This window comes from Pseudomonas sp. FW305-7 (assembly GCF_058786735.1).
The window spans coordinates 20,488-33,261 of record NZ_JBYSZA010000018.1 but is presented as its reverse complement, the minus strand read 5'-3'; the positions used below and the strand labels follow the sequence as shown (position 1 = coordinate 33,261).

Here is a 12,774-nt window from a genome sequence, read left to right as displayed (position 1 = left end):
TGAAGACGATTACTCATTGGTTTTCGATCGGTGCTTCTTCTTCCTTTCCGGGGAAGATCAGACTGGCGACGACACCGATTGCCAGCACCACCATAACGATCAGCAAACTGGTGTTCGCATCGATGGTGTAGCCGTGATGGAACATGTGGTCGGTTGCATTCAAGCCCAGCTTGACGGCAATGAAGAACAGCAGCGCGATCACCGATTTTTCCAGGTGCACCAGATAGCGTTTCAGGGCTTCCAGGACGAAGTACATGGTCCGCAGGCCGAGAATGGCGAAGAGCATGGCCGAGTAAACGATCAGCGGCTCGCGGCTCACGGCGATGACTGCCGGTACGGAGTCGAAGGCAAACAGGATGTCGGAAACTTCTGCGACCACCAGGCAAAGGAACAGTGGCGTGGCGAAAATGGTGCCCTTCGCCGCCAGTGTCATGCCCTGGTTCTCGGGTTTCTTCAGTTCCACTTCGAGTTGCTTGCGCGACACGAAGAAGTTATGGCCGTGCAGCTTTGGCCATACCGGGAAGAGTTTTTGCGCAAAGCGGTAAGCCATGTGCTTGGAATAGTCTTCCTCTTCTTCGTCATCACCGCCGCTGCGCAGCATCATGATGGCTGTCCAGGCGACGATCACGGCGAACACGATCTCGACCCACGGGCCGAACGCCAGCAGACCGGTACCGATGGCAACGAAGATCCCGCGGAACACGATGGCACCGATGATGCCCCAGTACAGCACGCGGTGACGCATGCCATCAGGCACTTTGAACCAGGCAAAAATCGCCATGAATACAAAGAGGTTGTCGACGCTGAGGACTTTTTCCAGCGCATAACCGGTGACGAACAGGCTCGCGACATCCGGCCCGTGCTGCACATACAGAAAACCTGCAAACGCCAGCGAGATCGCAATCCAGAAAATCGACCAGATCGAGGCTTTGGCCAGCGAAATGGGTTTGTCCCCACGGTGGGTGACCATGTCGAGCAGCAACGCGCCCAGCGCGATACCGACGAACACCGCCATGGTCAGCGGGGGAAATCCAATGTGACTGTCCAAGGTACCGCTCCTTAAAGTTCGAAATCAGCCGGGTTCAATCCCAGCTCGAGGCAAATCAGACGGCATGCCGCTTTTTCTTTGTCGTCGAAGTTGCCATCCGACGCACCGATGGCACACGCGACACGCACCAGCAGGCGGCCGGCACCGGCATCGCCCTTGATCTTGCCGATAGCCTTGAGCGCTTCCGCCTGACCGATCTGAAAGTCAAACTCGAACTTTTCGCAGTGACCGTTGAAGGATTTGATGACGTCGGCCATGTTGAAAACCTTCAATTCCGACGAGTTATTGATAAACCCGGCCATTTTGGTTTTCTCGGCGGAAGAAATCTCACCGTCTGCAGCGGCGACGATTGCGCACGCGGCAGTCGTGGCCTCCATGAATTTCTGGTTTTTGAACTTGCTCACCTCAGTGGTCAGTTTGTCCCGCGCCAATGCAGCGTTTTCTTTAAGCCATGCAAGCATTTTGAGGTCCTCTCAAAGGGCGGGGCACCAAGCCCCGCCAAGGTAACTATTTAGAGCCGGCGCGCCAGTTCATGCCCCAGCCGTAGGCTTCGTCCATCGCCGAATGCCCGCGGTGGAAATCCACTCGCCGGGAAACCTTGACGGCACCGTTGACGTTTTCGAGCATTGCAATGGCGCACATGCCATGGCGACCGCCCTCTTCGTTGAGGCGAACCTCGATGTCCGGCTGATTCGGGATGTAAATGGTCACGACGCCGTCGGTCTCGCGCCAGTTCGGCGCGCCTTCGTAGATGAAGGCGAAAATCAGGATGCGGCGCACTTCTGCCCACTTGCCGCCATTGATGTGCATCCATTCGCCACCGGCCACGGAGCCGGTACGGTCGTCGCCCATCAACTGGATGTAAGGCGCATGCTTCAATTCGCCGAAGCAGTTGCCAAGGGCTTGCACCACACCCTTTTCACCGTCCTGCAACTCGTACAGGCAACCGACGTCCAGGTCGACCGAGGTGCTGCTGCGGAAGAAGCCGCCGGAGCTGCGCTTGTTCCAGTTCAGGTTGACCTTGATCTCACCGAAGCCGGCCGCCGTCTTCTCCAGACTGATGGAGCTGCGGGTCTTGTCGAGGGTGACCTTGCTCAGGCTGATCGACGATTTCGCTGCCGCAGGCGGTACCGGGGCAGGAGCCGGGGCTGGGGCTGGAGCCGGTGTCGGCGCTGCTGCCGGAGCAGCCACATCCACACCGAAGTGCCTGGCCAACGGCTCAAGTCCACCGTTGAAGCCCTGTCCGACACAGCGGAATTTCCACTCGCCCTGACGACGATAAAACTCGCCGAGGATCAGCGCGGTTTCCTTCATGCCACTGGTCGGGATCTGCGCTTCGACGCCACCGGACACCACCACCGACAACTGCGAGACGCGCTCGAAACTGGCCTTGTTTTCGTAGATCGTGGCGGTCAGTGCGACCTTTTCCACGGCCGCTTCAAGTCGGCTCAGATCGACCGTGAACACAGCACGACCCGCCGAGGCGTCGGACAGGGTGACTGCCCCGCCCAATACGCTCGGTTGCCCGTAAAAGCACATGTCGCCATCGCCGCGAACCTTTGCCGTGGTTCCCAGAACAAAGGCCGAGACATCAATGTCAGCGCCAGGAATCGGCGAGTAATTGATGTCGACGCGAAGCGGGCCGCTGGCAACTGGCGCGTTGCCGCCCGGAGCAAGGGTCGCCATTAACGCAGCGCCTGAACGGCCAGGTTGACCAGATCGTCGGCGGTGCGGCCATTGGTGGTCTGACCGATCGCGGTGAATTTCCAGCCATCGCTGTCGCGGGACAGGCTGGCCATGACGATGCCGGTGTGAGCGCCACGCTCGGACAGATTGAAGCGGGCCAGTTCGTTTTTGTTACTGGCGTTGACGATGCGGCAGTAGGCATTTTCGACTTTTTCGAAGTTCTGCCCGGTGAAGCTGTTCACGGTGAACACCAGGTGCTGGACGACGGCCGGCAGACGTTGCAGGTCAACGTGGATGGTTTCGTCGTCACCCGCACCTTCGCCGGTGCGGTTGTCGCCGGAATGCTGGATCGAGCCGTCCTGCGACTTGAGCTGGCGGAACCAGACCAGGTCGACCGGCTGCAGGCTGCCGTCGAGCAGGATGCACGAAGCGTCCAGGTCGATATCACCGCCATTGCCCATCAGCTTGCCGAGAAAGCCGGCCTTCACCGGGTCCCAACCCAGGCCGAGGCTGACGCTGGACAGCGCCGTACCAGCGGTTTTTTCCAGGGAAATGGACTGCTTTTTTTCTAGGGTAAGTACCATCGTTACGCTCCTTGTTGGTCATCGGTGTTCATGGGCCGCTCGGATGTGCGCGCCTCATGCAGGTCGGCCTGCGCATCGCGCACGCCCGGATTTCTTCCATTGCTTACCCGCAGGCGTCCACGTCGCCATAACGGGTGAAAGTGCCGCCAGTGCGCATCTTCGGCCGCCGCGAGCAATTCGTGATCGCCGCGGGTATCGCCCCAGGCTCTGATCCGGTATTGCAGCAAACTGCCGTAAACCGCTTCCAGCCTGATGACTTTGTTCGCGCAGCGACAGTTGTCGCCGGTGATGTGCCCGGTCAATACGCCGTCCACCACTTCCAGTTCCGTACCGATCAAGTTGATGCCCAAGCGCTCGGCGAAAGGCTGCAAGACCAGTGCAGGCGAAGCGGAACACAACGTCACCACGGCACCGGACTTGAGCTCGGCCTCGATCGCCAGCAAACCTGACGGACGCATCAGGCGCGGCCAGGCCTGCGCGCAATAACTCGTGGCCTGCTGTTTCAGCCACTCAAGCTTCACACCGCTCAGAAACGTACGGATCAATTGCGCCTTGAGTTCGTCACGGCTCATCCGCCGGGCGACGAATCGCAGGCTGGGCAGCGCCAGTCGGAGCAGGCGCCGATTGAACTCACGCTTGCCGAACGCGAACTTCAGAAACGGCACGAAACTGTCGTGCCGGGTCAGCGTGCCGTCGAAATCGAACACGGCGAGGACTGGTCGCTGCGGTGCCCCGGCATTGTCGATCAGCTCTTTCATCCTGCAGCCTCCGCCAGGCGAATCGAAACTTCGCCGACACCGTTTTCCGCATGGCGGATACCGTGCCAGCGTGCGCGCTCAAGAATGTTCGTCGCCCACTTGTAGTGGGTGGCGGGCTCGCACATCGCGTCGTTGTGACGAAATACCGCCGGGGCCACGTCACTGACGATCAGCTTGGCGCTGTTGAAGTCTTCGAGGCTGACGCGCAACGTGTCCTGGATGATTTCGATCTGGCTCGGGTGAATGGCGGTCTTGCCGACCAGGCCATGGGCGATATCGAATTCCAGTTCTTCCTTGAGCAACTGCGGCGACGCCAATTGTTCGAAAACCGGCGCGGTCAAGGCAAAGCCCAGCGAACCCATGACCCCCGCCAGCATCGGAATCACGTAGCCCATCGGCGTGCTATAGAGCGTGGTGGTCGGATTGCGGCGCAGACCGAGGCTGCCCATCAAATCGTTGCCACCGATGCGCAGGGCGATGATTCGCTGGTCGAGGCTGGCCTTGAGGGCATGCCCCAGTTCGACCATCGCGCCGGGGTTGAAGACGTCCGTGGTTTCCAGCGTCGGCATCAGGAACAGCGCAGGGTTGGTCACGGCCTGCTCCCAGGCGCCCAGATTGGCCAGGGTCAGCTTCGGGATGACAAAACCGTCGACATGCGCCATCAGCGGCCAGTCATTGAGAACGGCGGCCATCTGTGAATCGCGCGGGCGCACGAACAGCAGCGGACCGCCCTCTGGGCGACCACCGCGTTGCTCGATGACCGTCAACAAACCATGCAGGTTGGCTAGCGCCGTCTCGATATCAATGTCCGCGACCGCGTCTTCCAGGCACACCACCAGCGAACGCAGTTCCGGCAGCTTGGTGCGGAACACCACGTCCAACAGATCGGCGCGAGTTGCGGGCATGTAGAGCGTGGCCCCGAGGGCGTAAGGAGAAAGCATCTTCATCAGCCCAGACTCCGAATGATCGTCACTGCCCGATAAGGGCCCAACTGCGCGCCGACCTCTTCCACCGGTACGCCGGCGGCTTCGGTCAGGTGCATGAGCAATTGCACGTCGCTGTCGTTGCGGTCGCGAATCAGCACATGGTGCGGGACGCGGCGCAACACTGCGCGGGTCGCCTCGGCGATGCCTGGCTTGACCCGATTGAGGTTGCTCACCTCGAAACGTGCTGCCAGTGCTGCAACGACGTGGGTGGCGGCCCCCTGAAGCTCGAGACGCTGTGCGTCGGTCCATGGCACGGCTTTCGGCACGATGCCCAACGTTTTACGGTGAGTTTCGATCTGCTCGATGAACGTCTGTGTCACATCGTGTTCGCGCAAGTGGTCGTAGACCACGCAGCCATGCAGTCCGCCGTTTTCAGGCCAGATCGAACGCGACACCAGGCCGGAGACAGTGGCGCCGAGAATCCCCGATGGAATCACCCAGTCTTCGGACGAAGCGGCCATCCAGGCGCGACCACAGGGGTCAGCCAGCACGACCAGTCGGGGAGATTTCGGGAAGCGTGCGTCTGCGCCAAGACTGCGTTGAATTTCGCCGCTGATCGCGCCCTTGCCGGTCCAGCCATCGACGAAGACGATGTTCTCGGCCCCGTGGGTCTGAATAATGGCTTCCAGGGCGACCGTGTCGATGCCGCGATCACGGACGATGCTGATGCCGTAATGGAAGGCTTCGCGCCCCATGTCGATGAGCGCGCGACGCAACAGCACACCCAGCGGCAGTCCGGCACGCACGAACGAAACCAGCACAATCGAAGCGCCGGTGCAGGCCTCGTTCAAGCCCAGAGCCAAGGCCTGCACATCCGTCGCCATGCGCGCGCCGTTCTGCGCCAGCACCCGATCGTACAGGGCCTTGTGCACATCGCTTGGGGCACTTTCCAGACTGATCATTTCGGAATAGTGCTTCTGCTTCGTCTGAATCAGGCGCTCTTTTTCCTCGACGTCCGTCACGTCCATCTGCACCGCTTGCAGGAGGAAATGCACGTCATCCGGCGCGTAGCTCGCACTGCCCACCGTCACCAGGCTGGAGATCGCATCACTCATGGATCGAAGCCCCTGCCCGCTTGGCCAACTGGCTGCGCGTCGGGGTCGCCCACAGGTGGCACTCCTCCATGAACGCCAGGTCGGTGATGCTGTCGCCGAAGCCCAGCACAGGGCGTTCACCGTTGATTTCACGATCACGGCGCAACCATTCCTGAACCGCCGCCTGCTTCGACAGGCCTTGCGGCAGGAACGCCAGATTGTTGCTGTTGCCATGAATGTGCAGGCCATCCAGCAAGCCTTGCGCCCGGACTTCAGCCAGCACCGCGTCGAGAACGTCGTCACTGCTTTCGTTGTGTTTGGTCACCACGTAATGGCGCAAGCCCTGCTCTGCAACCACCCAGCCGCGCAGGGAAATGCCCAGTTGCTTGCCGATGGCCAGCGTCGCCTCACTCAGATCCGGCAGGCGGCGCTGATAGTTGGCGAGGAGGTCTTCCATGCGCGCCTGCCAGGCCTGATCGAGCGTGCCGTCCGCGCCGAGGATCACACCGCCATGGGAGCAGATGGCACCGTGCTGAAAGGGCAACCGGACCCGGCTGAACGCTTCTACGCTGCGCGCCGTGACCGGGACGACATCGGTCGTCGCCAGCAGCCACTCGACCATCGATTTCTGCACCGGGCTCATGTAACCGTTGGGCTGACCGTCGACATCCAGGGTCGCTGTGTGGCGAGGTGTGCCCTCTTTCATCTTGCGTGCGGTTTGAAACAACGTGTCGTCGAGATCAACCAGCGTCAACGGACGGTTACTTGGCATCGACGATCACCTGCGCATTCAAGGTTTTCAACAGTTCGGCAGAGACTGCCTGCTGTGGGGTTTCCGAACAGATCAGCACCCGGTCGAACTGACCCGGACGCACGTTGTAGAGAAAATTTGGAATGCCCAGACCGTAGTTGTCGGCGAACGACAAGGCATGCTCGATCGCATGGCCCAGCGCAATCGGCGAGCGGCTGGTCGAACTGAAATGGACATCGGCGCCAGCACGTTCCAGACGTTCGGCGAGCAGGAATGGACGCCAGACAAACTCGCTGGTGCCCACCACCAGAATCCGCTCACCCGGTTGTACCTGAAGGCCTGGCGCCAGGGTGTCGGCGACAGCCCGCACGCCGAGGCGGCCCCAGTCATTTTCCGCGCTCACCGGCCAGTCACCGGCAGCAATGGTGCCCACCGCCGGCATGTCGGGCAAAGGCGCATCCGGGTCTTCATGGAATTTATACGAGCCCTGCAGCAGGGAAACCTGATGCGCGCAATCACCCAGCGCATCACGCACCGCGCCGCCGGACCAGTCCGTGAGTACACAGGTCACGACCTGTTCGAGTTTATCCAGACCGGCATCGACCAGCGCCCGATGCAGATTGATGAATGTCTTGCCCGTCGAGGCCTCGTCATCAACCAGCACCAATGAACGGGCGCTGAGCATCTGTTCACGCACTTGCGGATCGACCGGCAGGTGAATCAGATGCGCACTGGCGTGACTGTGTTCTTCTTCGAAACGGGCGAACAACTCGGTCCCGGTGGGGTGACGGGTGCTGACCATGTACACGGTATCGGGGCGAGTGGCGCTGTACGCACGGTGAACGCCGGCGCCGAGGCCGACTGCGGTTTCGGCCATGCCGATGACCAGCACAGGGCCTGGCAGGTCCGCCGGAATTTCGGCGGCCAGACTTTCAAAACTGGCGGCCATCACTGATGGCCGGACCGGAATATGCCGTCCGAGTACTTTCGACACGAACAGGAATGCGCGCTTCGGATTACGTCGTTCGGCAAAGCCGAACAGTGATTCGGGGGCAATGACAGCATCATCAACGTTGACGTCCAGACGTCCACGCATCAGTTGTGCGCTCAGCGCTTTCGTTGCTGTACCAGATTCCATTAACAATTCCTGACTTGGCGTGTGATCGAAGATCCAGCGCCTCTTCCGTGGGTTTCAATTCAAAAGTGAATCAGAGATTTGTGGCTTCCACCCGCCACATTGATGCTTGTGCTTCGCGAGCCAACTGCGCCGCTGTGAACGTCTGGCCAGACGCATTTATTTTTCCATCGACCCGACAGGCATCGAGAAACGAAACCAGCAGCGAGGCTTTCACCGCAAAATTCATGTTTTGCGCATCGGGTACCGAAGAGGTCACCAGGCCAATCACGGCACCGGAAAAATCGAATAGCGGACTACCGCTTGAGCCCGGCTGAATGGGCGCCGTGAACTGCAACAGACTGGCATCGTTGCGCAAACCGAACAGCGCCGACACACCCCCCTGAGTGACGTGGACGCCGCCACCGGCGAAACCGGCCAGCGGAAAGCCCAACGCGACAATGTCTTCACCCAGATCGCAACCGAATCCGGACTTGAAGGCCACCGGTTTCAACGGCGGGCAGTCGATCACCCGTAAAAGAGCAATATCGTTGCGCCGATCGACCACCACGGGGTCGACACGATAGCGTCCGTCAAACGAGGCAATGTGAATCTCGCGCATGCCTTCAATGACGTGGGCACAAGTCATGACATGGGTAGGAGAAACGGCGAAAGCAGTGCCGGTGGCGCTGTCCGGGGCTCTGCCGGAGCCTGGCGCGTTCTGGCGTCCATTGGGGTGGGCTTCGTCGATATCGAGGCCGATGCGACGGCCGAGTGCCGCCAGCCCGTAGGCAGAACCTTCGGCCAGTGCGCGAAATTTCCACTGCTGATTGCGGCTGTAAAATTCGCCGATGATGATGGCGGATTCGCCGTTTTCGCGCAGATCCAGGGAGTACTCGATCTGGCCATCCACCTGCAGGCGCAGGTTCTTCAGCTCACTGACCGGGCCAACGGCGGAGAACGTGTAGACCACCAGCAACACACGGTCGCTGCCGGCCGGGATTTCATCCAGGTTCAGCTTGCAACCGACTTTTTGCTGATCGCCGACCCATTCCATCCACGCGCGCGGCGTCTGAAAAAGGGCGGCATCACCTTTCGGGCGGCGTTTTTCGTCAACCGGCAATATGGCAACGGCGGCGTACTCCCCGAAAGCCGAGGAGTTTCCACATTCCAGAGTCCATTCACTCCGGGCGTTTGATACTGCGGTGTTTGCGCCAGGCGCGAGCACCATCATTCCTTGAAAACTCCTTGTCTTGCGTCCTGCATGGGGCCGTATCGAACGACCAAAACGCGCAAATGGTAACAGATTCCATATGTCTATTTAACATCAGGATGATGCTAGTGCAGCCACGGTCACCCCTTTTACACGCACGTTCGGCCGCCAAACGCCCGCTGGCTCAGGCAAACCCAGCCGACGAGTGGCAAAGATGCCGGGCAGGTTCAAACCCGCTTCCCGGGCGTAACCGATGCCCCCGGAGTAACGAGCGTTAATTTCCAGCAAATGCGGTTTACCGTCTGCATCGTCACGGGTCTGGACATTGACGATGCCATCGCATTGAAAGTGTCCGGCTGCCTTGAGCGCGAGTTCTACAGCGGCACCTTCACGCTCGAGCAACTGATACAGACCGGTCTTGCGACGGCCAACAAACGCAATCGGACGACCGGCTTCACAGACCATATCCACCGAACATTCGCTTCCCGCCATATAGGGCATCACGAGCATCGGTGGCGGCGGCGTATCGGCCGAGCGATAGGCATGCATATAAAGGTCGAAGTTGACCTCACGCTCGTCGGGGTTGGCGAAACAGCGGAAAGGGTCGGCACCTGCCTTGAAACGCCAGAACCCCTGGCCATAAATACCCACGGCCGGTTTGACGCACACTTCGCCCGATGCACTCAGCGTCTGATAAGCGGCGAGCATCTCTTCGGCATTGGCGGCGGTGATCGCCGGCACGCAGGCCAGCCCCGCTCGCTCTGCCTCAGCGGTGAATCGGCTCTTGTTATCGACCCGATCAAACGTATCCAAAGAGAGTGCGCCGGTAACCAGTACCAGGCCGGCCTCCTCGAAGCGCTGCCGAGCCTGTTCGAAGACGCTGCCAACGCGGCCCGCCAGGATGACTTTGATGTTGTGAGCCTGAGCGGTCGCAATGACCCAATCGATGCGTTCCTGATTGTCCGCAGGCTCCACAAAGCTGATGTCGGCGAACGAGGTGATTTCCGGGCGATCCCGTCGATGCGACGCATAAATCTTCACGTCGGCCGGCAGCGCCTCGCGCGCGCCGAGAATGATGTCGCGCTGACTGGACTGCCCTTCTAGAAACCAGATCACTATGTTTACCCTCCCTTGTCGTTACGCCGAATGCCGAAACATTTTCTGAGAACGTTCGTCTCACATCCGCCAATGGGTGCGGACAGTACCGTCTTCCACTGCAAACTCAAGGGGAACATTCGGCAGTGGATCTGGCGCTCTCGGAGCGCCATTAGTGCTTCCCGGGTTTATTCTCGGGTGGCCACAATAAACAGGCGCGGGAACGGCAACAGCACCGAGCCATCGGCCATTGCCGGGTAAGCCTTTTTGATTTCGGTCAGATACTGCTGCAGATACTGCGCCCGTTCGCTTTCAGTCAAAGGGCTCAGAAACGGAATCAACCCGCTGCCCTTGAACCACTCGACGACGCCCGCCGCACCGCCCGCCAACTGATGGTGATAGGTGGTGCGCCACACATCGACTCGCGCGCAGTGCGCACGCAACATCGAGAAGTATTCGCTGGCACTCGCCATGTCAGTGCGCTGCCCGGCGGCACCGGCGAGTTTGCTGGCCCACGGGCCGTTTGCGGCGACTTCGCGCATCAGCCGGTGGGAGGGTTCGTTGAGGTTGTCCGGCATCTGGATCGCCAGACTCCCGCCTGACGCCAGTTTGCCCGCCAGCTTCGGCAACAGCGTCGCGTGGTCCGGCACCCACTGCAACACCGCATTGGCAAAGATCACATCGAACGGGCCTGCATCGGACCATTGATCAATCTCGGCCACATCGAACTGCAACAGCGGCAAGCGCTTGCGGGCGGCGTCGATCATGTCGGGCGAACTGTCGAGTCCGCTGACCTTCGCTCCGGGAAAACGCTGCACCAGCAACTCCGTCGAGTTGCCCGGACCGCAACCGATATCGACCACCGCTTGCGCCTGCGTCGCAGGAATGGCCGCCAGCAGATCGCGGGCCGGGCGAGTGCGTTCATCTTCAAAAGCGACGTACTGTTTGGCGGACCAACTCATTGCGTTCTCCTGTCGGGGCATTCAGCGGTTGGTCACGATACAGGCAGCGACGCGAGCAGTTCCAGAGCCACTCGTTGCAAAGCATTTCAGCTCGATGGCTTATTGCCAATTCGTCGCGCCACACTTCGGCTGATCCAGCAAACCAAAGACACCCGGCGCCGCCGGTTACCGGTTGATGTTCATACTGTCAATCAGCAATGTGAGGTGAAAGGGGATTTTGCTTGGGAGTTGGAATCTACTTCACAGGAAAAGCCGATACAAAAAACCGGCCAATAAGGCCGGTTTTTTTAGTCGTAATATCCAACTGTCTTTTTTAACTGATCCGAATATTCATAAATATCGTCTACTGAGCTGATCGGATGGCGCGTTTCGTTTTTTTCCTCATCGAAGATACCGATGTACTTCTGGGAACGATTGAAATGCAAGCGACAGATCGGTTTGCGGTTGTTGTCGTCCAACAGGATGCCGAAATAGCTCTGCGTATCACGCTGAACGATTCGCTTAGCATCGACCACCGACCGGACAAGCGCACGGACGATGTGATATCCCTCCAACTCCTCCAAGGTTGTTAATACCTTTTCGCCTGTCTCGTCACGAAGGTCTGTTGGATCAGCACCCATCGGGGCCGAGGGTTGAGACGCCAAAGAGGGTTGAATAGCCCCGCTCATTGCAGATTTAAGCCGATCGTTGATTTGGTCATTTAAAAATTGCACCACGGCTTTTTTCGTTAGCTCATGAAACTGCTCACGTACTTTTTGTGTGATTACGCCGTCGTAAACACGAGAGGCGAAAACCTTGACGAAATCATCGTCCGGCTTGCTGACCTGTGCCGCAATGACCTTCTTGATTTGACTGACATACTTCAGTTCACCAGCAGCATTGATGATCGAATCAACATCGAAAGCCGATTTCGTCAACTTCACCAACTCGGGAACCGAGTATTCATCGATATCCAGAAGGTCCAGTTCCAGAAATGGTTTTTCGTCCATTTTGTTAGGCGCATCCAAATCCGTAAAAAACTTGTAGACCTGTCCATTGGTAAGAATGGAGATACGTGCGCTAGTAACGTGAAAATAGCGGAACAGTTGCGAAGCATGATTGATATGTAGCGGCTCACCAACTTTTTTGCACTCAATAAGGATCTGCACTTCGCCATCTTTCATGATGGCATAGTCGATTTTTTCTCCCTTTTTTGTACCTACATCACAGACAAACTCAGGTGTCACCTCGGTTGGGTCGAAGACGTCGTACCCCAAAACAGTGTTGATAAATGGCATGACGAATGCATTTTTCGTTGCTTCTTCCGTCTGGATTGCGGCGCTCTGCAACCGGACTTTGGCGGCTAGGCTGGCTAACTTTTCGAAAAATTCCATGAGTTTTCTATCCGTGTAATGAGCTAATGGCAATTTGATCGCCACTTGATACTAGCCACAAACCAGAACAATGAAAGCTGAGTCCCTAAATCGCTCAGATCTCCCGATGTGCTCCTTGGATTATCGAAAAGGAAGCGGTCGTCGGTAGAATTTTCCCGAAGCCATTAGTG

General features: G+C 58.8%; 13 protein-coding genes. All 13 read right to left on the bottom strand.

Annotated elements, in window-relative coordinates; translation table 11 throughout:
* Positions 1-13 precede the first annotated feature (13 nt).
* A complete protein-coding gene (locus AC3WMT_RS20295) occupies positions 14-1,015 on the bottom strand; it encodes a TerC/Alx family metal homeostasis membrane protein (protein ID WP_103305637.1) in 1,002 nt (333 codons plus the stop codon).
* A 44-nt stretch (positions 1,016-1,059) separates the two neighbouring features.
* On the bottom strand, positions 1,060-1,509 hold the full coding sequence (locus AC3WMT_RS20290; protein WP_103305569.1) for a tellurite resistance TerB family protein: 450 nt from the start codon (positions 1,507-1,509) through the stop codon (positions 1,060-1,062).
* A 46-nt stretch (positions 1,510-1,555) separates the two neighbouring features.
* The gene (locus AC3WMT_RS20285) at positions 1,556-2,734 is read right to left on the bottom strand and encodes a TerD family protein (protein WP_103305568.1); all 1,179 of its coding nucleotides are present in this window, start codon (positions 2,732-2,734) and stop codon (positions 1,556-1,558) included.
* Entirely contained in the window at positions 2,734-3,318 is a 585-nt protein-coding gene (locus AC3WMT_RS20280; RefSeq protein ID WP_103305567.1) for a TerD family protein, read from the bottom strand. Before AC3WMT_RS20280 ends, AC3WMT_RS20285 begins: the two co-directional genes overlap by 1 nt.
* 2 nt (positions 3,319-3,320) lie before the next feature.
* Positions 3,321-4,076, bottom strand: a complete 756-nt coding sequence (locus AC3WMT_RS20275) for an HAD family hydrolase (protein WP_103305566.1) — start codon at positions 4,074-4,076, stop codon at positions 3,321-3,323.
* A complete protein-coding gene (locus AC3WMT_RS20270) occupies positions 4,073-5,023 on the bottom strand; it encodes an HpcH/HpaI aldolase/citrate lyase family protein (RefSeq protein WP_103305565.1) in 951 nt (316 codons plus the stop codon). The genes AC3WMT_RS20275 and AC3WMT_RS20270 overlap by 4 nt, the downstream gene beginning before the upstream one ends.
* On the bottom strand, positions 5,023-6,117 hold the full coding sequence (locus AC3WMT_RS20265; protein ID WP_103305564.1) for a cysteine protease StiP family protein: 1,095 nt from the start codon (positions 6,115-6,117) through the stop codon (positions 5,023-5,025). Before AC3WMT_RS20265 ends, AC3WMT_RS20270 begins: the two co-directional genes overlap by 1 nt.
* Positions 6,110-6,868, bottom strand: coding sequence for a trehalose phosphatase (locus AC3WMT_RS20260; RefSeq protein WP_103305563.1), 759 nt, complete (start codon positions 6,866-6,868; stop codon positions 6,110-6,112). The genes AC3WMT_RS20265 and AC3WMT_RS20260 overlap by 8 nt, the downstream gene beginning before the upstream one ends.
* Complete coding sequence (locus tag AC3WMT_RS20255; protein WP_103305562.1) at positions 6,858-7,985, bottom strand: phosphoribosyltransferase domain-containing protein; 1,128 nt, start codon at positions 7,983-7,985, stop codon at positions 6,858-6,860. The genes AC3WMT_RS20260 and AC3WMT_RS20255 overlap by 11 nt, the downstream gene beginning before the upstream one ends.
* A gap of 70 nt (positions 7,986-8,055) precedes the next feature.
* A complete protein-coding gene (locus AC3WMT_RS20250) occupies positions 8,056-9,195 on the bottom strand; it encodes a trypsin-like peptidase domain-containing protein (protein WP_103305561.1) in 1,140 nt (379 codons plus the stop codon).
* A gap of 93 nt (positions 9,196-9,288) precedes the next feature.
* Positions 9,289-10,290: an ATP-grasp domain-containing protein gene (locus tag AC3WMT_RS20245; protein WP_103305560.1), complete on the bottom strand. Its 1,002-nt coding sequence runs from the start codon at positions 10,288-10,290 to the stop codon at positions 9,289-9,291.
* Positions 10,291-10,457: 167 nt separating this feature from the next.
* Positions 10,458-11,231 carry a trans-aconitate 2-methyltransferase gene (tam, locus tag AC3WMT_RS20240; RefSeq protein ID WP_103305559.1) on the bottom strand — a complete coding sequence of 258 codons (774 nt, stop codon included), beginning with the start codon at positions 11,229-11,231 and terminating at the stop codon, positions 10,458-10,460.
* Positions 11,232-11,518: 287 nt separating this feature from the next.
* Positions 11,519-12,604, bottom strand: coding sequence for a type I restriction endonuclease (locus tag AC3WMT_RS20235; RefSeq protein ID WP_103305558.1), 1,086 nt, complete (start codon positions 12,602-12,604; stop codon positions 11,519-11,521).
* Positions 12,605-12,774: the final 170 nt, after the last annotated feature.

Coding starts and splice junctions, on each gene's coding strand:
- AC3WMT_RS20295 (WP_103305637.1), bottom strand. CDS start 1,015: ATGGCGGTGTTCGTCGGTATCGCGCTGGGCGCGTTGCTGCTCGACATG.
- AC3WMT_RS20290 (WP_103305569.1), bottom strand. CDS start 1,509: ATGCTTGCATGGCTTAAAGAAAACGCTGCATTGGCGCGGGACAAACTG.
- AC3WMT_RS20285 (WP_103305568.1), bottom strand. CDS start 2,734: ATGGCGACCCTTGCTCCGGGCGGCAACGCGCCAGTTGCCAGCGGCCCG.
- AC3WMT_RS20280 (WP_103305567.1), bottom strand. CDS start 3,318: ATGGTACTTACCCTAGAAAAAAAGCAGTCCATTTCCCTGGAAAAAACC.
- AC3WMT_RS20275 (WP_103305566.1), bottom strand. CDS start 4,076: ATGAAAGAGCTGATCGACAATGCCGGGGCACCGCAGCGACCAGTCCTC.
- AC3WMT_RS20270 (WP_103305565.1), bottom strand. CDS start 5,023: ATGAAGATGCTTTCTCCTTACGCCCTCGGGGCCACGCTCTACATGCCC.
- AC3WMT_RS20265 (WP_103305564.1), bottom strand. CDS start 6,117: ATGAGTGATGCGATCTCCAGCCTGGTGACGGTGGGCAGTGCGAGCTAC.
- AC3WMT_RS20260 (WP_103305563.1), bottom strand. CDS start 6,868: ATGCCAAGTAACCGTCCGTTGACGCTGGTTGATCTCGACGACACGTTG.
- AC3WMT_RS20255 (WP_103305562.1), bottom strand. CDS start 7,985: ATGGAATCTGGTACAGCAACGAAAGCGCTGAGCGCACAACTGATGCGT.
- AC3WMT_RS20250 (WP_103305561.1), bottom strand. CDS start 9,195: ATGATGGTGCTCGCGCCTGGCGCAAACACCGCAGTATCAAACGCCCGG.
- tam (WP_103305559.1), bottom strand. CDS start 11,231: ATGAGTTGGTCCGCCAAACAGTACGTCGCTTTTGAAGATGAACGCACT.
- AC3WMT_RS20235 (WP_103305558.1), bottom strand. CDS start 12,604: ATGGAATTTTTCGAAAAGTTAGCCAGCCTAGCCGCCAAAGTCCGGTTG.